The 24,752-nt window shown below is 63.9% G+C and carries 24 protein-coding genes; 21 read left to right on the top strand and 3 right to left on the bottom strand.

Translation table 11 applies throughout. The annotated features are described in order from the left end of the window. Nucleotides 1-3: 3 nt before the first annotated feature. Nucleotides 4-756 carry a tRNA pseudouridine(38-40) synthase TruA gene (gene truA, locus HJA_RS00390; RefSeq protein WP_035576880.1) on the top strand — a complete coding sequence of 251 codons (753 nt, stop codon included), beginning with the start codon at nt 4-6 and terminating at the stop codon, nt 754-756. 48 nt (nt 757-804) lie between these two features. Here the strand turns inward: truA and HJA_RS00385 are convergent, their stop codons facing one another. Together HJA_RS00385 and HJA_RS00380 are read right to left on the bottom strand one after the other, a co-directional pair. Then, complete coding sequence (locus HJA_RS00385; RefSeq protein ID WP_035576878.1) at nt 805-2,103, bottom strand: APC family permease; 1,299 nt, start codon at nt 2,101-2,103, stop codon at nt 805-807. 30 nt (nt 2,104-2,133) lie between these two features. Continuing rightward, entirely contained in the window at nt 2,134-4,371 is a 2,238-nt protein-coding gene (locus HJA_RS00380) for a copper-transporting P-type ATPase (protein WP_035577835.1), read from the bottom strand. Between the two features lie 136 nt (nt 4,372-4,507). On the opposite strand from HJA_RS00380, the gene HJA_RS00375 reads away from it, so the two are divergent. The 4 genes from HJA_RS00375 to HJA_RS00360 all read left to right on the top strand — a co-directional run bounded on the left by HJA_RS00375 (nt 4,508) and on the right by HJA_RS00360 (nt 8,506). Next, on the top strand, nt 4,508-5,743 hold the full coding sequence (locus HJA_RS00375; protein WP_035576877.1) for an acyl-CoA dehydrogenase family protein: 1,236 nt from the start codon (nt 4,508-4,510) through the stop codon (nt 5,741-5,743). Further along, on the top strand, nt 5,740-6,105 hold the full coding sequence (locus HJA_RS00370; RefSeq protein WP_035576875.1) for an EthD domain-containing protein: 366 nt from the start codon (nt 5,740-5,742) through the stop codon (nt 6,103-6,105). The genes HJA_RS00375 and HJA_RS00370 overlap by 4 nt, the downstream gene beginning before the upstream one ends. 176 nt (nt 6,106-6,281) lie before the next feature. Next, nucleotides 6,282-7,559, top strand: coding sequence for a mechanosensitive ion channel family protein (locus tag HJA_RS00365; protein ID WP_206741645.1), 1,278 nt, complete (start codon nt 6,282-6,284; stop codon nt 7,557-7,559). A 128-nt stretch (nt 7,560-7,687) separates the two neighbouring features. Next, nucleotides 7,688-8,506: a hypothetical protein gene (locus tag HJA_RS00360; RefSeq protein ID WP_035576871.1), complete on the top strand. Its 819-nt coding sequence runs from the start codon at nt 7,688-7,690 to the stop codon at nt 8,504-8,506. A gap of 9 nt (nt 8,507-8,515) precedes the next feature. Here HJA_RS00360 and HJA_RS00355 read toward each other — a convergent pair whose 3' ends face one another. Beyond that, a complete protein-coding gene (locus HJA_RS00355) occupies nt 8,516-9,706 on the bottom strand; it encodes a methionine gamma-lyase (RefSeq protein ID WP_035576867.1) in 1,191 nt (396 codons plus the stop codon). 109 nt (nt 9,707-9,815) lie between these two features. Between HJA_RS00355 and HJA_RS00350 the strand changes: the two genes are divergently transcribed. The 16 genes from HJA_RS00350 to HJA_RS00275 all read left to right on the top strand — a co-directional run bounded on the left by HJA_RS00350 (nt 9,816) and on the right by HJA_RS00275 (nt 24,749). After that, complete coding sequence (locus tag HJA_RS00350) at nt 9,816-10,286, top strand: Lrp/AsnC family transcriptional regulator (protein ID WP_035571329.1); 471 nt, start codon at nt 9,816-9,818, stop codon at nt 10,284-10,286. Between the two features lie 33 nt (nt 10,287-10,319). After that, nucleotides 10,320-13,166, top strand: coding sequence for a [protein-PII] uridylyltransferase (locus tag HJA_RS00345; protein WP_081814436.1), 2,847 nt, complete (start codon nt 10,320-10,322; stop codon nt 13,164-13,166). Between the two features lie 22 nt (nt 13,167-13,188). After that, nucleotides 13,189-14,745, top strand: coding sequence for a murein biosynthesis integral membrane protein MurJ (gene murJ / locus HJA_RS00340; RefSeq protein WP_035576864.1), 1,557 nt, complete (start codon nt 13,189-13,191; stop codon nt 14,743-14,745). Between the two features lie 24 nt (nt 14,746-14,769). Next, nucleotides 14,770-15,810: a tryptophan--tRNA ligase gene (gene trpS, locus HJA_RS00335; protein ID WP_035576862.1), complete on the top strand. Its 1,041-nt coding sequence runs from the start codon at nt 14,770-14,772 to the stop codon at nt 15,808-15,810. Between the two features lie 107 nt (nt 15,811-15,917). Further along, nucleotides 15,918-16,376 carry a copper chaperone PCu(A)C gene (locus HJA_RS17675; RefSeq protein ID WP_051597200.1) on the top strand — a complete coding sequence of 153 codons (459 nt, stop codon included), beginning with the start codon at nt 15,918-15,920 and terminating at the stop codon, nt 16,374-16,376. 191 nt (nt 16,377-16,567) lie between these two features. Next, the gene (locus tag HJA_RS00325) at nt 16,568-17,629 is read left to right on the top strand and encodes a hypothetical protein (RefSeq protein WP_035576860.1); all 1,062 of its coding nucleotides are present in this window, start codon (nt 16,568-16,570) and stop codon (nt 17,627-17,629) included. Between the two features lie 93 nt (nt 17,630-17,722). Further along, nucleotides 17,723-18,301 carry a NifU family protein gene (locus tag HJA_RS00320; RefSeq protein WP_035576857.1) on the top strand — a complete coding sequence of 193 codons (579 nt, stop codon included), beginning with the start codon at nt 17,723-17,725 and terminating at the stop codon, nt 18,299-18,301. Nucleotides 18,302-18,371: 70 nt separating this feature from the next. Next, the gene (locus HJA_RS00315) at nt 18,372-18,971 is read left to right on the top strand and encodes a malonic semialdehyde reductase (protein WP_035576855.1); all 600 of its coding nucleotides are present in this window, start codon (nt 18,372-18,374) and stop codon (nt 18,969-18,971) included. 12 nt (nt 18,972-18,983) lie between these two features. Continuing rightward, nucleotides 18,984-19,628, top strand: coding sequence for a tRNA (adenosine(37)-N6)-threonylcarbamoyltransferase complex dimerization subunit type 1 TsaB (gene tsaB, locus HJA_RS17670; RefSeq protein WP_051597199.1), 645 nt, complete (start codon nt 18,984-18,986; stop codon nt 19,626-19,628). After that, nucleotides 19,625-20,080 carry a GNAT family N-acetyltransferase gene (locus HJA_RS00305; RefSeq protein ID WP_051597198.1) on the top strand — a complete coding sequence of 152 codons (456 nt, stop codon included), beginning with the start codon at nt 19,625-19,627 and terminating at the stop codon, nt 20,078-20,080. Before tsaB ends, HJA_RS00305 begins: the two co-directional genes overlap by 4 nt. Before the next feature lie 217 nt (nt 20,081-20,297). Continuing rightward, a complete protein-coding gene (locus tag HJA_RS00300) occupies nt 20,298-21,182 on the top strand; it encodes a dienelactone hydrolase family protein (RefSeq protein WP_051597197.1) in 885 nt (294 codons plus the stop codon). A gap of 58 nt (nt 21,183-21,240) precedes the next feature. Next, nucleotides 21,241-21,789 (top strand): methylated-DNA--[protein]-cysteine S-methyltransferase, encoded by a 549-nt coding sequence (locus HJA_RS00295; protein WP_035576851.1) that lies wholly within the window; start codon nt 21,241-21,243, stop codon nt 21,787-21,789. Nucleotides 21,790-21,796: 7 nt separating this feature from the next. Further along, on the top strand, nt 21,797-22,993 hold the full coding sequence (locus HJA_RS00290) for a winged helix-turn-helix domain-containing protein (protein WP_035576850.1): 1,197 nt from the start codon (nt 21,797-21,799) through the stop codon (nt 22,991-22,993). A 15-nt stretch (nt 22,994-23,008) separates the two neighbouring features. Continuing rightward, complete coding sequence (locus HJA_RS00285; protein ID WP_035576848.1) at nt 23,009-23,428, top strand: Fur family transcriptional regulator; 420 nt, start codon at nt 23,009-23,011, stop codon at nt 23,426-23,428. A 161-nt stretch (nt 23,429-23,589) separates the two neighbouring features. Beyond that, nucleotides 23,590-24,291 carry a hypothetical protein gene (locus HJA_RS00280; protein ID WP_035576846.1) on the top strand — a complete coding sequence of 234 codons (702 nt, stop codon included), beginning with the start codon at nt 23,590-23,592 and terminating at the stop codon, nt 24,289-24,291. A 41-nt stretch (nt 24,292-24,332) separates the two neighbouring features. Then, a complete protein-coding gene (locus HJA_RS00275; protein ID WP_035576844.1) occupies nt 24,333-24,749 on the top strand; it encodes a DUF1489 family protein in 417 nt (138 codons plus the stop codon). Nucleotides 24,750-24,752 lie beyond the last annotated feature (3 nt).

Genomic DNA, 24,752 nt, shown 5'->3' with positions numbered 1-24,752 from the left:
CCGATGCCTCGCTACAGACTTCTCATCGAATATCATGGCGGCCCGTTCCAGGGCTGGCAGAAGCTGCCCGGCGTGCCCACGATCCAGGGTACGCTGGAGGCGGCGGCTGCGAAGCTGGATGGGGCACCGGTCGAAATCTTCGGCGCCGGGCGCACAGACAGCGGCGTGCATGCCACCGGCCAGGTCGCGCATATGGATCTGCAGACAGACCGCGGCCGCAAAGTGGCTGACGCGATGAATTTTCACTTGCGCCCGCACCCGATTGCCGTGCTGAAGGCCGAAGAGGTGACGGAGGACTTTCACGCCCGCTTCAACGCGACCCAGCGCCACTATCGCTATGTGATCGTGAACCGCCGTGCAGACCTTGCGCTCGAGCGGGGGCTTGCCTGGCGGGTGCCGTCGAAACTCAGTGCAGAGAAGATGCATGAGGCCGCGCAGGCGCTGGTCGGCACGCACGACTTCAGCACGTTCCGCGATTCAGACTGCCAGGCGCTGACGCCGGTGAAGACGCTGAACGAAATCAGGGTCTGGCAGGAAGGGGAGCGGATCATCGTCACCTGCCGGGCGCAGAGCTTCATCCACCGGCAGGTGCGCTCCATGGTTGGTAGCCTGGTCGATGTCGGCCGGGGCAAGCAGCCGGTTGGCTGGATTGCCGACATCCTCGCCGCTGCCGATCGCACCCAGTGCGGCCCCATCGCCCCGGCGGACGGGCTCTATCTCACGCAGGTGGATTACGGACAGGCTGAGCCTTCCTGAACACAGTAAACGGAACAGTGCATGGGGCGCCGGATTGCTGTCTGGCGCCTATTCGTTTCGCCACACTTTCAGGAAAAAGCGTTCGAATGCGAAGATAATCAGGACGCCCGATGCAGCGATAAGGACAATGGCCGGGTCGGCTTGCCACTTCAGGACAAGAAACGCGGTGAGCGCGAAAGCATCCAGCCCCATGGCTGTGACCAGAACAATTGATGCCGCCCCGACATCCTTTCTGAGGTGCCGGAACACGCCCCAGTGGATGATGATGTCCATCACAAGATAGAAGATCGCGCCGAGAGACGCGATCCGGCTGAGATCGAACAAGGCAGCAAGAAGCGCGGCGGCGACCACAGTGTAAACGAGCGTGTGGCGCTGGACCGTGCCCGGCATGCCGAAATGCTTGTGCGGGATGAGGTTCATATCGGTCAGCATGGCCAGCATGCGCGACACCGCGAACAGGCTGGCGAGCAGACCGGATGCTGTCGCAATGATGGCGATCGCGACGGTGAACCACAGCCCGTAATTGCCCAGCGCAGGCCGGGCGGCTTCTGCCAGCGCGTAGTCTTTCGCTGCAATGATTTCCGGCACTGTCAGGCTGGAGCCGACGGCGAAGCAGACAAGAAGGTAGACGAAGGTGCAGATCGCCAGCGAGATCATGATCGCCCGCCCGACATTCCGTTCCGGGTCTTTCACCTCGTCGCCGCTGTTGGTGATTGTCGTGAAGCCCTTATAGGCAAGGATGGCCAGGGCGATGCCGGCCAGGAAGCCGCCGGGCGAGGTGCCGCTGACAAGATCCTTTTCTGCGGGTTGAAAACCGAAGCCGGCTGCCCAGAGCGCCACCAGGGAAAAGATCAGGATCCCGCCTATCTTCAGGACTGCTGTAATCTGAGAGATGCGGTCGATCAGTTGGTTGCCGGCGATATTGATCACAAAGGCGAGAACAACCAGGCCAACCGCAAGCAATGGCACGAGTATGCCACCTTCGATCCCGAAAAGCTGCAAGGTGTAAGTGCCAAAGGTGCGGGCGACGAGACTTTCATTGATAATCATGGAGAAGGCCATGAGCAGGGCCGCGCCGCCAGTGACGGTCGACGGTCCATAGGCACGTTTCAGGATCATGGCGATGCCGCCCGCGCTCGGATACTTGTTCGACACCTTGATGTAGGAATAGGCGCTGAAACCGCTCACGATCGCTGCCGCCAGAAAGGCCAGCGGAAACAGGCTGCCGGCGAGTTCGGCAACTTGTCCTGTCAGCGCAAAGATACCGGCACCGATCATGACACCGGTGCCCATGGCAACTGTGCCCGAAAGCGTCAGCGATCCCTGCTTGTACTGGTCTTCACTCACTCGATTTTCCCGCGGGTTTGTCCGTGCTGCTTAAAGCTTCAACGCACGAAGCCGCAATGCGTTGCTTATGACGGAAACAGAAGACAAGCTCATCGCCGCTGCCGCGATCATCGGGCTGAGCAGAAGGCCGAAGACGGGGTAGAGGATCCCCGCCGCTACGGGCACGCCCAGCGAGTTGTAGACGAAGGCGAAGAACAGGTTCTGGCGGATGTTGCGCATCGTCGCGTGGCTGAGCGTTCGTGCCTTTGCTGCGCCCATCAGGTCACCTTTCACCAGCGTGACGCCGGCACTTTCCATGGCGACATCCGTACCGGTGCCCATGGCGATGCCGACATTGGCGAGGGCGAGGGCGGGCGCGTCATTGATGCCGTCACCGGCCATGGCCACCACGGCGCCGCCTTCCTGCAGTTTCGCGACAACATCTTTCTTGTCTTCCGGGGAGACATCGGCATGGACTTCGTCGATGCCGAGCGTCTTGGCGACCGCGCGGGCGGTGGTCTCATTGTCGCCGGTCAGCATGACGACCCGCAGGCCTTCTGCATGCAGACGGTCAATGGCGTCCTGCGTGGTTTCCTTGATCGGGTCGGCCACGCCGATCAGGCCGGCAGGGGAGCCGTCCACGGCGACGAACATGACGGTCTGGCCTTTGGCCCGGTAATCATCTGCCTTGCTGGCGAGTACCTCGTCAAAGGCGCCGATCCGCTGCATCAGCTTCGCATTGCCGACCGCCACCTTGCGGCTGTCCACGTCGGCTTCGGCGCCTTCGCCGGTGGTCGACTGGAAGCCGGAGGCTTTGCCCGGTTTCAGGTCACGCTTTTCCGCGCCGCGTACGATGGCGGCGGCGAGAGGATGTTCGGACGAGGTCTCGACCCCGGCGGCCAGCGTCAGCAGGTCTTCTTCCGAAAATCCCTCTACCGGTTCCACGGTCACCAGTTCCGGGTGGCCTTCGGTCAGCGTGCCGGTCTTGTCGACGACAATCGTATCGACCTTTTCCATCGTCTCCAGCGCATCGGCATTTCGGATCAGCACGCCCGCCTGCGCGCCCTTGCCGGTGGCCACCATAATCGACATGGGTGTCGCGAGGCCAAGCGCGCAGGGGCAGGCAATGATCAGCACCGCGACGGCATTGACGAGCGCGTGGGCGAAGCGCGGCTCAGGTCCGACGAGCAGCCAGATGACGAAGGTCGTCACCGCGACCAGCACCACCGCTGGCACGAACCAGCCGGAGACCGTATCGGCAAGGCCCTGGATCGGTGCGCGGGACCGCTGGGCCTCGGCCACCATCTTCACGATGCGCGACAGCAGCGTCTCGTCGCCGACATGGGTGGCCTGCATGACGAAGGTTCCGGTCTGGTTCACCGTGCCGCCGGTGACCGTGTCGCCTTTCGCCTTTTCCACCGGCACCGGTTCGCCTGTGACCATGGACTCGTCCACGCTGGAATTTCCTTCGAGGATCTCGCCATCGACCGGCACGCTCTCGCCGGGGCGTACGCGCAGGCGATCGCCGGTTTTCACCTCTTCCAGTTCGATGTCTTCTTCCGTCCCATCCTCTCGGACGATGCGGGCCGTCGGCGGGGTCAGCTGCAGCAGGGCGCGGATCGCGCCGGACGTGGCCCGCCGGGCGCGCAGCTCCAGAACCTGCCCCAGCAGCACAAGCGTCGTGATCACGGCGGCGGATTCGAAATAGACCGGCACGCGCCCGTCATGTCCGCGCAGGGTGTCCGGGAAGATGCCCGGCACCACCGTGGCAGCCAGCGAATAGAGATAGGCGACGCCTGTGCCGAGCGCGATCAGGGTGAACATGTTCGGGCTGCGGTTCACGACAGAGCGCCAGCCGCGCACGAAGAATGGCCAGCCGCACCAGGCTACGACCGGCGTCGCCAGCGCCGCCTGCACCCAGTTGAAGGCGGGCGTCTTCGTAAAGCCGGGCAGAGACACGCCGGGGATCATCTCGCCCATTGTCAGCACCAGCAGCGGTATGGAGAGGACAACGCCCACCCAGAACCGCCGTGTCATGTCGTCCAGTTCGGACGTGTCCTCTTCTGCTGTCGCGGTTTCCGCTTCCAGCGCCATGCCGCAAATCGGGCAGCCCGTATTGGACGTCTCGCGCACCTGCGGGTGCATCGGACAAGTCCACACCGTGCCGGTATAACCGGGCGGGATATAATCATAGGCGCTGTCGGGTTTGTCCGGTTTCGCCCCATGGTCATGGTGGCAGTGGCTGCCGGACCCTTCGTGATCGTGATGGCCGGAATGATCCTGTGTCATGCCGTAGAGGTAAGGGTGATCCCGCCAGAATGAAAGGTGCGCCCCGATCCGGCCCGGCCCGGTCTGACGCGAAGTCAGGCTTGCGGGCGCGGCGGTTGGCACTAGCCTCGCTGTCAGAAAAACAAGGGAGCGAAACATGGCGATTGATTTCACGATACCGGAAGAAGCGAAAGAAGTCCGCGAACGCGTGCGCAAATGGGTGCAGGAGGAATGCATCCCCGCCGAGAAGGAAATGGCGGCCGGCAAACCCTACAAGGACGTGCTGGCGGAACTGCGCAAGAAGGCCCGCGCGCAAGGCCTGTGGCTGCCCTTCTTCCCGGTCGAGCATGGCGGCATGGGGCTCGGCCCGCTGGCCAATGCGTTGGTGCAGATGGAACTCGGGCAGAGCCATCTCGGCGCGCTCTCCATGAACTCGCAGGGCCCGGACGATGCGACCATGCTGACCCTGCTGGCCCACGGCACCGACTTCCAGAAAGAGAAATACCTGAAGCCGCTGATCAATGGCGAAAAGCGGATCTGCTATTCGATGACGGAAAAGGCCGCCGGCGCCGACGCGACCGGCATGCAGACAACGGCCGTGAAAGACGGCAAGGGCAACTACGTCCTTAATGGTGAGAAATGGTTCTCGTCCGCCGCCACTGCCGCTGACATTGCGGTCGTCATGGCCAAGACGAATCCGGAGGCGCCGCGCCACCAGCAATATTCCACCTTCATCGTGGAACTGCCGAACCCCGGCTACAACATCATTCGCGACATCCCCACCATGGCGGTGCATGGCCCGCACTATGCCGAGATGGGCGGCGGCCATGCCGAGGTGAAGATCGAGAACCTCGTCGTGCCGGAAGAGAACCTGCTCGGCGGCGAAGGGCAGGGCTTTGCCATGGGCCAGCACCGGCTCGCCTATGGGCGCCTGCGCCATGGCATGCACAATGTCGCCATGGCCCAGCGTGCACTTGATCTGGCGACGGAACATGTCACCAGCCGCGAGACCTTCGGCAAGAAACTGGAAGACCGGCAGGGTGTCCAGTTCATGCTGGCCGAATGCGCCAGCCAGCTCTACATCGCACGCCTGATGCTGATGCACATTGCCTACAAGGCCGAGAACGGCATGGACATCCGGCAGGAGAACGGCATCGCCAAGGTGTTCCTCGCCAACATGGTGCACAAGGTGGTCGACACCGCGATCCAGCTGCACGGCGCGCTTGGCTATTCGCTCGATACGCCGCTGGCCGCCTGGTACACGCACATCCGCTCCCAGCGCCTCGTCGACGGGCCGGATGAAGTGCACAAATGGATCACCGGCAAGAACGTGATCCGCGCCTTCAAGAAGGACGGCACCAGCGCTGCCGCAGCGGGCGGAGACCTGCTGTGATCAAGCTGACATTCTGCCTGCGGCGCCTCCCGCATCTCACGCGGGAGGAGTTCCAGACCTATTGGCGCGAGACGCACGCCCCGCTGGTGGCCAAGCACGCAAAGACGCTCGGCATCCTCCGCTACGTCCAGAACCATACGGCCTATGATGAAATGAATGCCGGCATGCAGGCCAGCCGCGGCGGGCCGCCCTCCTATGACGGCGTTGCCGAACTCTGGTTCGAAAGCGAGGAGGCGATGGCCGCCAACACCAGCGAGGCGGCGGCAAAAGCCGGCGCCGAACTGCTGGAGGACGAGAAGAAATTCATCGACCTCGCCAACTCCCCCCTCTGGTTTGGGGATGAGTTAGAGGTGGTGGGCTAGTCCGGAACGCTCCGGATGGAACCTTCCTGCATCTCGTGTATTCTGGAAGGGTGAACCCGAACAGAAACCTGAGCGGCATGCCCGCACGGCTGACAGGCTGGCTCCATACCGGCCTGTTGGTGCTGTGCCTCATACTGATGAGCCCTGCTGCACTAGCTCAGGCGCCGGAGCCCCCGGTGGATCCGACGCCTGCCATCCAGACCCCGCCCCCGCAGGCGAGCGATACGGAGATCAAGACCCGCATCTCCGACATTTTCGCCGAGATCGCGACGCTCCGCCGGGTGACGGTCGAGGTGAACCATGGCGTGGTCACGCTGGGCGGTGAAGTGGCCAGCAGTGCTGCCGTGACCCGCGCCGAGGAGATCGCCCTGCGCGTCAATGGCGTCGTCACGGTGGAGAACCAGATCGAGCGGCGCCTTGCCGTGGAGGACAGCTCGCCCCCGATCTTCGGGGATCCGTCAGGCCGGCTGCAGAAGGTCTACCGCGCCTTGCCGCTATACGGCGTGTCGCTCGGCGTGTTCCTGGTGATTGCGCTGCTGGGACATTTGCTCGCTTCCTGGCGCAGCTTCTGGCGCCTCATCCTGCCCAATCCGTTCCTGGTGGAACTGGTCTCCGGGGCCTTCCGGATCGTGATGTTGCTGGTGGCGCTGATTGCGGCGATGAACATTCTCGGCGCCACGGCCATGATGGGCACGATCCTCGGCGGGGCCGGGGTCATCGGTCTCGCCATCGGCTTCTCAGTGCGCGACACGCTGGAGAATTATATCTCCTCCATCATGCTCAGCGTCCGCCAGCCTTTCCGCGCGAACGAGCATGTCGTGATCGACCAGCATGAAGGGAAGGTGATGCGGCTGACCTCCCGCTCCACCGTTCTGATGACGCTGGATGGCAATCACCTCCGCATTCCAAACTCCACTGTCTTCAAGGCGGTGATCCTGAACTACACCCGCAATCCAGAGCGCCGTTTCCAGTTTGATCTCGGTGTCGATGCCGCCGACGACCCGGTAGCGGCCATGCAACTCGGCCTCGACCGGATGAAGGCGCTGCCGTTCGTGTTGAAAGATCCGGAGCCGGAGGCCTACATTCAGACGGTCGGTGACTCGAATATCGTGTTGCGCTTCATGGGCTGGGTCGACCAGCGGGAGACGAATTTCGGCAAGGCCCGCGGCCTCGCCATCGCAGCGACCAAGGACGCGCTCGAGAGCGGCGGCTTCACCCTGCCGGAACCGATCTACCGCGTCCGCTTCGACAGCGGCGTGGAAGACGCGCTGAAAAGCACGAAGCCGGACGGACGTGCCGCCAGCCCACCGGAACAGCCGCGCCCCAAAGCGCCGCTTGATACGAGCGAAGCCGCAGACGTCGCCGCCGACAACACGATCGACGAAAAAGTCGACGCCGAACGCGCCAGCAGCAAGGAAGCCGACCTGCTGAACGAACAGAGCCCGGTGGAGTAGGGTTGAGCCGTCCACCAAGCGCTGTTTCCCGCATGTCATGACACGAAATTCGGCCTTCCTGACACAATCGGGGGTTGGCAGGCTGCACCCGTTTCGCTTGTGATGAGGGCAAGCAAACGGAGGCAGCGATGGCGGACCAGCGCAGATCGAAAAAGACCGACAAGATCGAGGTGCGTCTCTCGCCTGAAACCAAGCAGGCCTTTCACGAAACCTGCGAACAGCAGGGCGAGACGGCCTCCGGCGCCATCCGCCGCCTGATCGAGGAATATGTGGCGCGATTTCACCAGCCCATGGTTGCCCGGCCTATCGAGGCGATCCGGCGCACGCCTTGGTGGGTCCGGGCAGGTGGGGTGGCGGCCCTTGTGGTTGGCGGGGCGAGTCTTTCCGCACTGCCGGGGCGGGCCGATGATGTGCCGTCATGGAAGGTCAGCTTCAAGGCGCAAGACGCGAATGCCGATGGTCGCCTCACGGAAAGAGAAATCCTCGAGCCGTATCTGCCGCAATCCTTCGATACGATGGAGGCTGGCGACGCAAACAGGCTTCGCACGCGGCTGACCAACATGGTGCATAACCAGTTTTTGGAGCAGGATACCAATGCGGATGGCGAAGTGACGCCAGAGGAATTCCGCCTTCACTATATCGCAGATGCGACCCTCAGGTTTCACCGTCTCGATGCCGATCAGGATGGGGTCATCGCACTGAAAGAGTTTTCCGCGCCCACAGACAATCTGGCGCGGGCATTTGTGGCCGGCATGGCGGCGGGGCTGGCTTTCGGGCAGGGCGACACGGCGGAAGAGTTTGCTGCAGCAACGGCAGACCAGCGCTGGGCCACTGGAAAGACGGATGAGGTCCCCGGCGAAATGGCACTCCGCATCGGGCAGGTCTTCCAAAGCTTCGATGCGGATGTCAGCGGGACCATAACGCTGGAAGAGTTCCTGGCGCGCTAGGCCCCGGCCCTAAACCAGCGCCGCCTCAAGGTCCGCCAGGATGTCCTCGACGTCCTCCAATCCGACGGACAAGCGGATCAGGCCATCACTGATGCCATGTTCGAGGCGTTCTTCTTCGGTATAGGTCGAATGGGTCATGCTGGCCGGGTGCTGGATCAGCGTTTCGGCATCGCCGAGACTGACGGCGCGGCGGATCAGCTGCAGCCGGTTCATCATCCTGATGCCGGCCTCGTAACCGCCGGCGAGTTCGAACGCGATCATGCCGCCGAAGCCGTCCATCTGGCGTTTCGCCAGTGTGTGCTGCGGATGGCTCGGCAGGCCCGGATAGTAGACAGTGTCGACGCCGGGCTGGGCTTCCAGCCACTCCGCCACTTTCTGCCCGCTCTCGCAATGGCGCGCCATGCGCAGCTGCAGGGTCTTCAGTCCACGCATCACCAGCATCGCATTGAAGGGCGACATGACGGAGCCGGTCATGTCCTTTACGCCGATCATGCGGACGTCCTTGATCGCCTCCGCCCGGCCGAGCACCATGCCCGCCACAAGGTCCCCATGCCCGCCGAGATATTTGGTCGCCGAGTGCACGACGAAGTCCGCGCCGAGTTCGATCGGCCGGGTCAGCAGGGGAGAGGCGTAGGTGTTGTCCACCACCACAAGCGCGTCATGGGCGTGCGCGATGCGGGAGGTTTCGCGGATGTCGACAAGCCGCATGTTCGGATTGGCCGGGGTCTCGAAATAGACGATCCGCGTCTTCTCGCTGATGGCGGCGGAGAGGTTTGCCGGGTCGCGCAGGTCGACATGGGTGATCTTCACGCCGAAGCGGGAGAGGCCATCGCGCATGAAGGCGAAGGTGCAGCCATAGAGCGTCTGGTCGGTGATGATCTCGTCGCCAGGGGCCAGCAGTGTCCACATGAGGGAGCTGATCGCGCCCATGCCGCTGGCGGTGGCGAGGCCCGCTTCGGCGCCTTCGAGGCTGGCGATGCGGTCTTCCAGCAGGGCGACGGTCGGGTTCGAGATGCGGGAATAGATGTGGCCTTCCGCTTCGCCGGCAAACAGCGCGCCGCCGGTCTGCGCATCCGGGAAGGCAAAGGTAGACGTCAGATGCACCGGCGGAGTCAGCGCATAGTCGTTTTTAGCCGGGTCATAGCCATGATGAATGGCGCGGGTGGCAGGGCCTAGGGGGCGGGATGCGTCGAATGCCATGGGAATCTCCATCTTTGTGGGTGATTTTACCATGGGAATGTGGGCGAAGGGTGCCGAACTGCGTCGCTGAAAGCTTGTAAATTGGCATAATATGCCAATACTGGCGCTCATGGATGCCATAGATGCCAGAATTATCCGCGCCCTGCAGCGCGATGGACGCCTCACCAACCTCGAACTCGCCGAGGAGGTCGGCCTCTCACCATCGCCCTGCCTGCGCCGCGTGCGAAACCTGGAGGCCGCCGGGGTGATCCAGGGCTACACGGCCCTCGTCGACCAGAAGGCCTGCGGCTATCCCATCACCTGCCTGGTGCGCATCCGCCTCGCCAATCACTCGCAGGAAAACGTGCAGGCCTTCGAGAAGAAAATCGCGGAAACCGAAGCGATTCTCGACTGTTACCTGATGACGGGCGGGGCCGATTATGAGCTGCGAATCGTTGCCCGCAGTCTCGATGATTACGAACAGCTGGTGCGTCACACGATCCAGAAACTGCCCGGAATCGCCTCGATCGAGACCAGTTTCGCCTATGGCGTGGTGAAGAAGTCCCGCATCCTGCCGGTCCGTGTGGAAAAGGGTGCATAGAACCCGCCCCGGAACCTGCTATAGACAGCCCCCATGAACACATCGCCCAGCAAGGCCCCGACGCTCCTCGAAACCCGCAGCCCGCTTCTGCGCCGGCCGGGGAAATGGCGTATCTCCAACATCATCGATGGCCGCGCCCTGCGCGTGAAGCTGACGGCTGCGGCGCAGGACAATTACGGGGACCCCCAGGCGGCCCGCAAGGCGGCGCTGGACCTGTTGCACGGGGCCATGTTTCGCGGCCGCATGATCGCGCAGGAGCGCCTGCAGCAAGGGGCCGACGGGCTGGACACGGCGCGGCTGCTATCCGCCGTGCAGGACGAAGTGATCAGCGCCCTCTACGACTTCACCACCACGCACGTGCACCGGGCCCGCAACCCGACAGAGGCTGAACGGATCGCGATCATGGCGACCGGCGGCTATGGCCGCGGCGTGATGGGACCGTCCTCGGATACGGATCTGCTGTTCCTGCGTGCCTACAAGGTGAGCCCGCACACCGAGAGCGTGGTCGAGTACATGCTCTATGCCCTGTGGGACATGGGGCTGAAAGTTGGGAATGCCTTCCGTACACCGAGCGACTGCGTGAAGATGGCGCTGGAAGATGTCACCATCAAGACCAGTCTGCTGGATGCGCGCTATATCTGCGGCGACGAGGCGCTGGCTGACGAAATGGTCGAAGCCTTCCATGAAGGCGCCGTGAAGGGCCGCGACGCACAGTTCATCGCCGACAAGCTGGCCGAACGGGATGCACGCCACGCCCGGCAAGGCGATGCGCGCTATGTGGTCGAACCGAACCTGAAGGAAGGCAAGGGCGGCCTGCGCGACCTGCAGACGCTCTACTGGATCTCCAAGCAGATCTATGGCGGCGTGACGCTGGAAGACGTGATGAGGGCCGGGCCGTTCACCGACCATGAATACACTGTCTTCATCCGTGCTGCGCGGTTCCTGTGGACGGTACGCTGCCACCTGCACTTTGTGACCGGCCGGGCAGAGGAACGCCTCAGCTTTGACCTGCAGCCGGAGATCGCCGCCCGCATGGGCTATCGCGACCGGCGAGGCCAGCAGGGGGTGGAGCGCTTCATGAAGCGCTATTTCCTCGTCACCAAGGATGTCGGCGGCCTGACGCGGATCCTGGCGGCGAAACTGGAAGCAGACCAGAAGAAAAAGCCCGAAGGACTGCGCCGCTTCCTGCCGGTGCGCGGGCCGGTGGAACTGGATACGCCGGGCTTCATTCTGGACAATGGCCGTGTCAGTGTTGATGACGACAAGGCGATGCGGTCCGATCCGCTGAACATGCTGCGCCTGTTCATTGTGGCGCGCGATGAAGGCAAGGACATCCACCCCTACGCGCTGAGCCTGCTGACGCGGGCGCTCCGTGCCCTGAATGAACGGGTGCGCGAGAAGCCGGAGGCGCAGGCGCTGATCCTTGATGCCATTCTCGGCGGGGACGATCCCGGCCTGATCCTGCGCCGGATGAACGAAGCCGGCATTCTCGGCCGTGCCATTCCGGAATTCGGCGGCATCGTCGCGCAGACGCAGTTCAATATGTACCACCACTACACGGTGGACGAGCATACGATCCGCGCTGTCGAAGCGATTTCCGAAATGGAGCATGGCCGCGACGAACAGCCGATCAAGCTGGTCGGCGAACTGTTCGACCTGATTGAGAACCGCCGTGCGCTCTACCTCGCCATGCTGTTGCACGACACCGGCAAGGGGAAGGGCGACCAGCAGATCGCCGGCATGAAGACCGCGCGCAAGGCATGTGAGCGGCTCGGCCTGTCTGAAGACGAGACCGAGCTCGTCGCCTGGCTGGTCGGCCACCATCTGGAGATGAGCGAGACGGCGCAGAAGCGGGATATTTCCGATCCGCGCACGGTGACCAAGTTCACCGAAATGGTTGGCTCGCTGGAGCGGCTGCGGTTGCTCTACATTCTGACGATTGCCGACATCAAGGCCGTCGGCCCCGGCGTGTGGAACGCCTGGAAGGGCCAGCTGCTGACGGACCTCTATCACAACACCGCCGCTGCGCTGCGCGGCGGGCGGACGGACGAGGCCGGCGTGCAGGCCGAACTCGAAGCCCGCGCCGAACGCCGCCAGCAGGAACTGGTCGACCGGCTCGGCACGGTTCCGCCGCTGATGCTGGAAATGGAAACCGCCTACTGGACGGGCTTCGACGTCGAAGACCTTGCGTGGCACGCGCAGGCCCTGAATGGCGGCGGTGACCAGGTGCATCACCGCCTGTCGCTGGAGGGCGGCGCGATGGCGCTGTTCGTTTCCGGCGCAGACCGGCCGGGCCTGTTCGCAGACCTTGCCGGCACGCTCGCCCATAATGGCGCCAACATCATTGCCGCGCAGGTCTATACCAGCCGCGAAGGCGGCATCATCGACGTGTTCATGCTGCACGACATTCAGGACAAGCCGTTTGGCAAGGACGATCCGGCCCGCCTGCAGCGGCTGGAAGTGGCCCTGCGCAAAGTGCTGGCCGGTGAGCCGGGCGACATGACCGTGCGCGAGCGGATGGGCCGGCGTCAGGCGGCCTTCCTGGTGCACCCGTCTGTCCAGATCCGTGATGACCTCTCGGCCGATCATACGGTGATCGACATTGCCGGGCGCGACCGTCCGGCGCTGCTCTATGATGTGGCGAACTGCCTGGCCGATGCCGGCGTCTCGATCCACTCGGCGCATGTCGGCTCGTTTGGCGAGCGCATGTTCGATGCCTTCTATGTGCAGACCGAGGACGGAAAGAAACTGGAACAGGACGCTGCCCTCAAAGAGTCCCTGCGCGAACAGCTTCTCGACGTATTGGGCCGCCATGAACCGGATGCCCCGCACACACCGGCCCGGAAACTGCGCCGGTCGCGGGCCGTAGACAGTTTCTGAGAACCCCTGCACGACTGGCCCCATGAGCATCGCCCGCAACACCCTGGTGCAATCTTCGCTGACGCTGGGCAGCCGGATCCTCGGCTTTGCGCGGGATATTCTGCTGGTGGCAAAGCTCGGCGCCGGACCGATCAACGATGCCTGGGTAACGGCGCAGCAATTCCCGAACCTGTTCCGCCGCATCTTTGCCGAAGGGGCCTTCGCCTCCGCCTTCGTGCCGACCTATGCCCGCACGCTGGAGGCCGAGGGGCCGGAAGCGGCACAGGCCGTGGCGCAGGAGGCGATGCGCGTCCTCTTCGCCTTCACCGCCGCGCTGACCATTCTGGCGCAGATCTTCATGCCCTGGGTGCTGCTGGTCATTCATGGCGGGCAGGCGGATGACACGGTGCACTACAATCTGGCCGTGCTCCTGACACGGATCACCATGCCGTACCTCACCTGTATGGCGCTGGCGGCGCTGCTCTCGGGTGTGCTGAATTCCGGACAGCGGTTCATCCTCTCCTCCGGCGTGCCGACGCTGCTGAATCTCTGCCTCATCCCGGCGGCGCTGATCTCCAACGTGCCGGAGATTGTGTCAAAGGCCGCTGCCGTGGCCGTGCTGATCGCCGGCGTGTTGCAGGTGTCGCTGCTCTGGTGGGGCGTGCGCCGCCAGAAAGTCCGGCTCAGCCTGATTGGCTGGCCGCGCATCACACCGGCGGTGAAGAAGGTCATGGCGCTGGCGGTGCCGGGCACGATCGCGGCATCGGGCACGCAGATCAACATCATCGTCAGCCAGTCCCTCGCCAGTTTCGAACAGGCCGCGAAGTCGTGGCTCTACACCGCCGACCGGCTTTACCAGCTGCCCTTGGGTCTTGTGGGTGTGGCGGTCGGCGTCGCCATCCTGCCGCGCCTCAGCCGGGCCGCGCGCAGCGAAGACCATGCAGGCGGGCAGGCGACGATGGATGAAGGCATCGGCCTCGCCATGGCGCTGACGCTTCCGGCGGCGGCCGCGCTGCTGGTCGCGCCGGTCTTCCTGATCGAAGCCTTCTTTGTGCGCGGGGCGTTCCTTCAGTCGGATGCCGAAGCCTCCGGCGGGGCGCTGTTCCATTATGCCTGGGGTGTGCCGGCCTTCGTGCTGATCAAGGTTCTGGCGCCGGCCTATTTTGCGCGGGAAGATACCAAGACGCCGATGCGTTTTGCGCTCACCTCCGTCGTCATCAACATCGTGCTGGGGGCGGGCCTCTTCTTCTGGCTCAGCCGTCAGGGCCAGCTTGGCTTTATCGGTCTTGCCATCGCGACGTCTGTGGCCGCCTGGGTGAATGCGCTTCTGCTGGCCACCACGCTGGCGGCCCGCGGCTGGTACAGGCCGGGGCCAGTCCTCGTGTCACGCACGGTGCGCGCCCTGATCGCCAGCGGCGTGATGGCCGGGTCTGTCTGGTTCATGGTCCACAATTTCCAGTGGCTGCGGGACAATATCATCGACTCGCGGGCGCTCGCCGCTGCAATTGTGATCCTCGCAGGCGGCCTGATTTACGCGGTTGCAGCCTTCCTGACCGGCGCGATCCGGCCCCGCGACATCACGGGGGCCTTGCGCCGCTAGGTAAATCGGCTACAGCGCTTGGCCATGACTGACACGAACACAACCGAATACACCGGCCCCCAGCGGGTCTTCTCTGGTATCCAGCCGACCGGTAACCTTCACCTCGGCAACTATCTCGGCGCGCTGAAGAAGTTCGTCGACCTCCAGAATGACGGCTGGGACTGTGTCTATTCGGTCGTCGACATGCACGCCATCACCATGCCGGTGGAGAAAGGTGTGCTGGCCGACCAGACCCGCCAGATCGCGGCGGCCTTCATCGCCTGCGGCATCGACCCGAAGACATCGATTGTCTACGCCCAGTCGTCGGTACCGGCCCATGCCGAGCTGGCCTGGGTGTTCAACTGCGTCGCGCGCATGGGCTGGGTCGAGCGGATGACCCAGTTCAAGGACAAGGCCGGCAAGGATGCCGAGCGCGCCTCTGTGGGCCTCTTCACCTATCCGGTCCTGCAGGCGGCAGACATCCTGGCCTACAAGGCGACCCATGTGCCCGTCGGCGAGGACCAGAAGCAGCACCTCGAGCTCAGCCGGGACATCGCCGACCGCTTCAACCGCGAATACGATGTGCCGGGCTTCTTCCCGCTGCCGGAACCGCTGATCAAGGGCCCCGGCGCGCGGATCATGAGCCTGAAGGACGGCACCAAGAAAATGTCGAAGTCCGACCCGTCGGACCTCTCGCGCATTAACCTCGTCGATGATGCCGACCTGATCGCGAAGAAGATCAAGAAGGCGAAGACCGATCTGGAAGGCGACATGCCGTCCGAAGTGGAAGGCCTGAAAGGGCGTCCGGAAGTCGAGAACCTCGTCGGAATCTATTCCGCCGTGAGCGGCCTGACGACCGAGCAGGTGCTGGCCGAATATGGCGGCAAGGGCTTCGGCGTGTTCAAGCCGGCGCTGGCCGAAGTCATGGTCGACCATCTGGCGCCGATCACCCAGCGCTATCGCGACATCCTGGCGGACCAGTCCGGTATCGACGCGATCCTGAAGGACGGAGCAGAGCGGGCCGACGCCATCGCTGCGCCGATCATGGAAGAGGTGCGCCGCGCCGTCGGTTACTGGCGGCCCTGAAGCTTCGACCTGAAGACCAGGCTGGCGGGCGGCGTGCCATTCCGGCACATTGACCCGTCCGGCAGCCGGGTTACGACTTGCCCATCAGTTCTGAAAGGATGTGCTCCATGCTGTTCCGCGCTCTCATTCCCGCCGCTGCCGTGCTGCTCGCTGCCTGTTCCGGCCCGGCCGAAGCACCCGCCGGCGAGTCCGTTATCGAAGTGAAGGATGCCTTCGTCATCAAGCCGGCCGCGGGCCGAGATGTCGCGGGTGGCGGCCTGATGGCCTATGTGACCGGCGCGCCGGTGGAGCTGGTCGGCGCCTCGACCGATATTGCCGACCGGGTCGAGCTGCACACGATGACGATGGAAGACGGCGTCATGCAGATGCGCCAGGTGGAGAGTTTCACTGCATCCGAGGGCGACCCCATCGTGCTCCAGCGCGGTGGCAATCACCTTATGCTGTTTGGAGTCGACCCTGACATCGCCGAGGGCGACACGGTCGATCTGTCCCTCGAATTCCGTGATTCGGATGGCACCTCGCAGACCGTGGTAACCAGCGCAGAGGTCAAGGGACTCGGCGACTGAGTCGCTTGATCCGACTGCGGACAGCCCCTGTCTGCCTCTGAATTCAACATCTCCGGCGCTTCTGGCGCGGCATTTGCGTGCAGATCCTGCAGGTTGCGGACATTTAACAGTTAATGACCTGTTAAAATGCCACAATTGGAAGCATAGTGATCTGGAAGCAACACCGCGCCAGAGCCGGGGATTTGTAGAGTATGGCCTTCGACAGCCGCTTGCACGCTGCCTATCTTGAAGAGGGACCAGATCCCAACGAGGTGTCCGAAGAGCACCTGCGTGAACTGGACGAGGCTGAGCCTCACCCGATCATGGATTTCTTCCGCGGCTTCTGGCGCCGCACGATTTTCCTGTTCAAACTGAGTCTCTTCTTCGCTCTGGTTGGCGCTTACCCGTTCTCGGTGATGATGTCCCACAAGATCGACGATTCCGACATCGTCTTCGCCGACGGCCAGGCATGGGCCTTCCCGGAATCCGGCATTGCCATCACCAAGATTGCGCGCGAGCTGGAAGGGAAGGGCTGGGCCGACGACAAGCCGAACTGGCACCCGCAGGCCCGCCTGACCGCCATGCCGGCCTGGCAGGAAGCCACGGCTGACGGCCTCTCCGAATTTACCCGTATGGCCGCTGCTGCCGTGCCTGACGAAAATGGCGAGCCGGATGCGGACCTGATTGCCGCTTCCCGCCTGCTCGATGGCATTCCCGGCGAAGACATGCGCCCGCGCCTGACCGCCGCCGCCGAAGCGCTGAACCGGTTCGACTCCCGCGCCAGCCGTGGATTGGTCAAAGTGGCCGACCGCCGGGTTTTGGCCGCCGAGGAAGCCCGCATGTTTGCCGGCTGGGCCGTTGCCGACCAGGACGACCTCTCCACCCAGATCTATCAGGAATCGACCGGCTGGCCGGCCTCCAAACAGGACATCCGCGTCTTCTACGGTGCCAAGGCCCGCGCCCATATCGCGCTGCAGATGCTGAAGGCCGCCCGCCGCGCCGATCGTGACAGCCTGACTGATACCGCCACCATGGCTGCCTATGACAAGGCCGAAGCCGCCTGGACCCGCGCGGCGAAGATCCGCCCGCTGGTCGTCTCCAACCAGAAGGGCGATGGCGCCATCATGGCCAATCACCTCGCCAGCCTCGGCTTCTTCCTCCGCGATGCCCAGCGCACCTCGGAAGAACTGGCCGAACGCCTGGAACAGCCGCTGCCACCGGCTGAGGAAGAGGTTGCCCAGCTCGATCCGGCCGTCGCCGGTGCGGGCCAGTAAGGCCAGCTGCTTAACCGTTCAGCCCTTGATACGCCCGCCCACCCGCGCCATCTGTTGCGCAGGTGAAGCTTTAGACAGAAAGGGCAGGCGGCGATGTTCATCCAGACCGAACCGACTCCCAACCCCGACACGATCAAATTCCTGCCGGGACATGAAGTGGCGGGCGATCGCGGCCCGTTCGATTTTCCGGACGTGGCCAGTGCGCGCATCAGCCTTCTGGCCCGGGCCCTGTTCCAGGTGGACGGCGTGGAGCGGGTCTTCCTCGGCAATGATTTCGTGTCGATCAACAAGGCCGAAGACAAGGACTGGCGGCATGTGAAGCCGATGGTTCTGGCCGCGATCATGGACCACTACATGGCCGGCCTGCCGGTCGTGGAGGAGGGCGCCGAGCCGTCCGCCTCTGCCGAGGCCGATGTGACCTATGAGGGCGAAGCGGCCGAGATCGTCGAGGAAATCCGTGAGCTGATCGAGACACGCGTCCGCCCGGCTGTGGCGCAGGATGGCGGCGACATCATCTTTCACCGTTTCGAACCCGACACGGGTATCGTCCATCTCTCCATGCGCGGCGCCTGTGCCGGCTGCCCGTCATCAACCATGACGCTGAAGCAGGGCATCGAGAACATGCTGAAGACCTATGTGCCGGAAGTGACGGCTGTCGAGGCCGTGCTCTGAGCGCGATCTGACCTCTTGACGGCCCGCGCGAAGACGGGCCGCATATCCCAAAAGCAGAAGGACTGACCCGATGGCCCACCCCGTGAACGACCATGCGCTGGATGTGATCTTCCGCGACGCGCGCTCCTATAATGGATGGCGCGAGGAAGATGTGCCGGAAGTGCTGATCCGCGCGGTGTATGACCTGGCCAAGCTCGGCCCGACCAGCGCCAACAATTCCCCGGCACGGTTTGTTTTTGTCAGCTCTGAAGAGGGCAAGGCGCGCCTTGTGCCGCTGATGTCGGAAGGCAATCGCGAGAAGACGCAAAAAGCTCCGTGGACGGTGATCATCGCCTATGACATGGAGTTCCACGAGAAAATCCCGCAGCTCTTCCCGCATGCACCGGAAGCGAAGGACTGGTTCCATCATATCAAGGAAGAGACCGCCTTCCGGAACGGAACGCTGCAGGGCGCTTACCTGATGCTGGCGGCCCGTTCGCTCGGCCTCGATTGCGGCCCGATGTCCGGTTTCGATGCAGACGCGGTGAACAAGGAGTTCTTCGAAAGCCAGGACGGCGAGATGAAGAACTGGAAAGCCAACTTCATCTGCAATATCGGCCATGGCGACCGCACGACCATCTTCGACCGCTCGCCGCGTCTCTCCTTCGACGAGGCCTGCCGCGTTCTCTAGGCGGGCAAGACGATGCTGGTTCTGGGGCTGAACACCGCTTTTACCGCCATGGATGTGGCGCTCGTGCGCGATGGCGAAATTCTCGCCGATGCGCGCGAGGTGATGGCGCGCGGCCAGGACAAGCATTTACCCGGCCTTGTCCAGCGCCTGCTGGACGAGGAGGGCGTGACGCTGGAAGATGTGGACCGCATCGCCGTCGTGACCGGCCCGGGGAGTTTCACGGGCATCCGCATCGGCGTCGCCTATGCGCGCGGCCTGTCGCTGGTGACGGGCGCACCCTGTGTCGGCGTGACCAGTCTCGAGGCCGCAATTCCCGCCGGCATGGAAGGCACCGTCATGGGCTGCCTTGCCGGGCAGAAACGCCCGCCGGACCAGACCTGGTGGATACAGGGTATCAGCGAGGGGCAGGGCATTGCCGACGTGCTGGAACTGCGCCTCGAACAATTGCTGCCCATGCTGGAAGGCTTTCATGCGCCGATCTTCATGGACAATGCCGATGCGCTGGGCGAGCTGAAAGACAGACTGGACCTGCGCCCGCTCCGGCCCTCCGCCATCACCGCCGCCATCAAGGGGGGCGAGTTCGATCCGGCAGCACATCCTCCGTCCCCGGTCTATGCGCGCGAGCCGGACGCCACCTTGCCGGAGCCGCGCAAGTGACCCATCCGGTGCTCGTCCTGCGCGCAGAAGATGCGGGGCGCATGAGCCGGCTGCATATGCGTTGTTTTGACGACCCGTGGAGCGCGGTCTCCTTCCGCGGCCTGTTGCTGGACACCTCCATTCTCACACTCGGTGTGGAACGGGACGGGGACCTCGCCGCCTTCGTCATGGCGCAGACGATTGCCGGGGAAAGCGACATTCTCACCGTTGCGACAGATCCGGACCTTCGCCGTCAGGGCCTCGCCACCACGCTGATCGGCGCGCTCATCAACCGGCTGGGCGAACGGGGCGTCTCCCGCATCACGCTCGACGTCGCCGAAGACAATGCGCCCGCCCGCGCGCTCTATCGCGGCTTCGGCTTCACCGAGGACGGCCGCCGCCCGCGCTACTACACTGCCGGGCGGGATGTGCCGGTCGATGCCGTGCTGATGTCGCGGAATATGGGGCTCTAACCCCCCCCTCCGTCAGCCGGCCGTGCCGTCTGCCACCTCCCCCGCAAGCGGTGGAGGATCATCCTGCGGCACGTTCCGGACTTATCCTCCCCTGCGAAGCGGGGGAGGTGGCCGCGAAGTGGTCGGAGGGGGCTGGTGCCACAAGATCGTGATTCCAAAAACCCTACCCAAATCCCCCCGCTGCGTTACGATCGCCTGAGCAGCAGGAGGATACGCAATGGCAGACGACATGAAACCGGCAGACATCCCGCAGGGCGTTTTCGACCTTTATGACGAATACTGCCACGGCCACCTGTCACGGCGGGGCTTTTTCGAGGGACTTGGAAAGTACGCGGTGGGCGGACTAAGCGTTGCCTCGCTGGCCGCTTGCGTCATGCCGGATTATTCGAAACAGCAGACGTCTGAGAGCGACGGTAAGCTGGATGCCGAGATGGTCACCTACAGCTCCCCCGATGGGGCGGGCGAAATGGCCGGCTATCTTGTGCGTCCCGCAGGCGGCGCGGTCCGCCCCGGCGTTCTGGTCGTGCACGAGAACCGGGGCCTCAATCCGCACATCAAGGATGTCGCCCGCCGCGCGGCAAAGGCCGGCTACACGGCCTTCGCACCGGATGCGCTCTATCCGCTGGGTGGCTATCCCGGCAATGATGATGACGGCCGCGCCCTGCAGGCCCAGCGCGACAGCGCGAAGATGCTGGCCGATTTCATGGCCGGGGCGGAATTCCTGCGCGACCATGAGGCGACCAATGGCAAGGTCGGCATTACCGGCTTCTGCTTCGGCGGGGCGATCACCAATCTGATGGCGGTGAAACAGCCCTGGCTCTCCTGTTCGGTGCCATATTATGGCGGCTGGCCGAGTGCGGAAGATGCCGCGAAGCTGGAAGTGCCGCTGCAGATCCACCTCGCCCGGCTGGACGACCGGGTGAATGCGGGCTGGCCAAATTATCAGGACGCGCTCAATGCCGCGGGCAAGCCTTACGAGGTCTACCTCTATGAGGGCGTAAACCATGGCTTCCACAATGACACGACGTCCCGCTACGACGAGGCGGCGGCGACGCTCGCCTGGAGCCGGACGCTCAATTTCTTTGCAAAACACCTCGCCTGATCGCGATTTGGTCCGGACAGGGATGGACTCACACCTCAAACCGGGAAATGTTCTCCCTATGTTCGAGGAGTGGGCCTCCCAGTTTGAAACCGCGATCGGCCGGTGTGGCCTCGCCTGGACAGAGGCGGGGGTGACCGGCGTGCAATTGCCGGAGGCAGATCCGAAAGACTGTCTCGCGCGCCTGACCCGTCATGGCGCGAAACGGGTGAAGGCCGCGGATGTCCCGCCGGAAATCGCTGAACTGATTGCGGATCTGCAGGCCTTTTTGTCCGGTCAGCCCACAGGCTTTGACGGTTTGCGGCTGGACATGAAACGCCACTCGGCGTTCGAGCGCGCCGCCTATGACGCCTTGCGCGAAGTCGGCTGGGGGAAGACCGTCACCTATGGCGAACTCGCCGCCCGGATTGGCCGGCCGAACGGGGCGCAGGCCATCGGCATGGCCATGGGGCGCAATTCCTGGCCGGTGATCGTGCCGTGCCACCGGGTGCTGGGCGCCAATGGCTGGCTGGGTGGATTTTCCGCGCCAGGTGGTATGCTGACCAAGAAGGCCTTGCTGGCGCGGGAGGGTGTTTATCCCGATGGCGGCCAGCTGAAACTGTTCGAGTGATGAGCGTATGACCGGGGCACCATTCGAAATCCGCAACCGGGATGCGCGCCGCCTCTGGCTGGATGCGCAGGGCCTGTCGGCCACGCCGACCGGGCCGCTGGATCTGGCTGCCATGATCCGCGGCCTCGGCTTCGTGCAGCTCGATTCGATCCGCGTCGTCTCCCGCGCGCACCATCATATTCTCTGGTCGCGCAACCAGAATTATCGCGAGCCCATGCTCGACCGGCTGATGCGCAAGGAACGCGGCGTCTTCGAACACTTCACCCATGATGCCTCGGTCATCCCGATGGAATTCTATCCCAACTGGCGGCGCCAGTTCCGGCGGCTGGAGGAGAAAGTCCGCGGTTGGGAATGGCATCGCGGCATGCTGGACGAGGACGGCCGCGCCGGCCTGATCGACCGGATCCGGGAAGAAGGCCCGCTCAGCACCAAGGCGTTCGACACGAAAGTCGAAGGCCCGCGCGAGATGTGGCGCCGTCCGCCGCACAAGCTGGCGCTTGATTACATGTGGTACGCTGGCGAACTCTCGACGTCGCACCGCGAGAATTTCACCAAATTCTACGACCTCACCGAACGGGTGATTCCTGGCCATCACCGGGAAGACGAGCCGCCGGACCATGAACAGGTGGACTGGCTCTGCCGCGAGGCGCTCGCCCGGCTCGCCTTTGGTACGGAAGGGGACATCCAGCGCTTCTGGGACGCGGCCGACCTCGCTGAAGTGAAGGATTGGGCGGCCCGGCAGACAGACCTGGTGCCTGTGCGAATCGAAGGCGCGGACGGCAAATGGACGACGGCGCTCGCCCCGGCAGACATCGAGGCCCGGCTGGCGGCGGCCCCGGCGCCGACCTCGCGCCTGCGAATTCTCAACCCGTTCGATCCGGTGATCCGCGACCGCGCGCGCCTGCAGCGCCTGTTCGGCTTCGACTACCGGATCGAGATCTTCGTCCCGGCGGCCAAACGCCGCTGGGGCTATTATGTCTATCCGCTTCTGGAAGGGGACCGGATGGTCGGCCGGGTGGAGGTCAAAGCCGACCGGGCGGCCGGAACGCTGACACTGGAGCAGGTCTGGCCGGAGCCGGGTGTCGTCTGGACCGGGGCCCGTGACGTGCGGCTGGAGGCGGAGCTTGCCCGCCTTGCGCGGCTGGCCGCAGTTGACACTGTTATCAGGAACGACCAACTGAAACTGGACTTACCGTCGCGCTAAGGGCAAATACGTAGCATGGATCGACTCGAAAAACTCTGCGTTGAGAAGGGTCTCCGCATGACGGAGCCCCGCCGCGTGATTGCCCGCGTTCTCTCGTCCGCGACGGATCACCCCGACGCCGAAGAACTGCACCGCCGGGCCAACGCCCAGGATGCCTCCATTTCGCTGGCCACGGTCTACCGGACCGTGAAACTGTTCGAGGATGCCGGAATCATCCAGGCGCATGATTTCCGCGATGGCCGGGCCCGCTATGAGGAAGTGCCGGACGAGCACCATGATCACTTGATCAATGTGCGCACCGGCGAAGTGGTCGAGTTCCACTCCGAGGAAATCGAGGAGTTGCAGGAACTGATCGCGCAACGGCTGGGCTTCCGGCTGGTCGACCACCGGCTCGAGCTTTATGGCGTGCCGATCAAGGACGCCGACAAGGACTGAGCGATCAAGTCCGGTGAAGTCCGGGCTGGTCCTGTTCAACTCACGTAAATCATTGCTGGCGCATGCTGTGGTCCGCCCTGGTCATGGTTTAGTCCGGCTTAGTCCGCCGTAGTGATGCCGTAATCCGGGCCTAACCCTGCCCGGAGGATTGCTTCGCCGTCATGTTTCTCGCCTGGTTGCTCACCTTCACACTGGCCACAGGATCGGGCCCGATGAACGCCGCGCTGGAAGCGACGGAGGCGCCGACCACGCTGCGCGCCGCCTTTACGGTAGAGCTCCAGTCCTCCCATGCCCGCCGCGTCTACCGCTTCGATCCGCGCAAGAAGGGCCGGGACCGCTGGACGGCGCTGGCCTGGGAGGGGGACGACGAGGAACTCGATACGGTTGCCGCCGAATGGGCCAGTGAGGCCGCCCCGGACGGGCGCCTCTTCCCGGACGATCTGCGCGCCAGCCTCGGCCCCCAGGTGGTCGTCGACGACAAGGGCGCAGCCTGGAAAGTCTCCTTCCACCACCGCCCCTCCAGCAATGATGGCGAGTTCGACGTCTGGGCCGCCCAGCGCCTCGCCGCGACGGCCTGGCTGGACCCGGTGGGCGAGCGTTTCCTGCGTATCGACTACACGCTGCCGCATCCGGTCTCCGGGCCGGAAGGCGGGACGCTCACCCGCTACGACCAGTCCTATTTCATCCGGACAGAGCCGCGCTGGGGCATGAGCTATGTCTCAGGTTTTTCGATCGACCTGCAGGCCCGCGCCGCGTTCCGCACGATCGACCGGCGCTATTCCGCCAATATCGTGAACGCCGAATTCTTCTTCGCCAGCAATGAAGCCCAGCAGGAATTCGAATCTGCCCAGTTGATACAGTAGCGGCTTTGGCCTGCGCGCAGCGGCGCGCTAGACTGACGTCCATGACGATTCACATGGTGAAACTCAGCGTGGGCTCCGAAGATGTCGATGACATCGCGAACTGGCAGGCGCGCTACCTGAAAACTTCCCCGAATCCAATGCACTTCACGCGCATGTTTCCAAAACGTGCGGAAGAGATCCTGCGCGGCGGATCTATCTATTGGGTGGTGAAAGGCGCGATCCGCGTGCGCCAGCGGATTGTCGACATCCGGCAGGAGCAGGATTCCGAGGGCCGGGACATGTGTGCCCTCGTGTTTGATCCGCAACTGGTGCGGACCTATGCGCAGGCCAAGCGCCCCTTCCAGGGCTGGCGTTACCTGAAGCCCGAAGATGCCCCGCGGGATCTGAAATCCGGCGAGGCAGCGCTCGACATTCCGCCCGACCTCGACACGGCGCTCAAGAATGCGGGGGTCTGGTAGGCG

Source organism: Hyphomonas jannaschiana VP2, assembly GCF_000685215.1.
GTDB classification, from domain to species: Bacteria; Pseudomonadota; Alphaproteobacteria; order Caulobacterales; family Hyphomonadaceae; genus Hyphomonas; species Hyphomonas jannaschiana.
The sequence above is the reverse complement of the archived record's forward strand: the minus strand, read 5'-3'. Positions and strand labels throughout refer to the sequence as shown.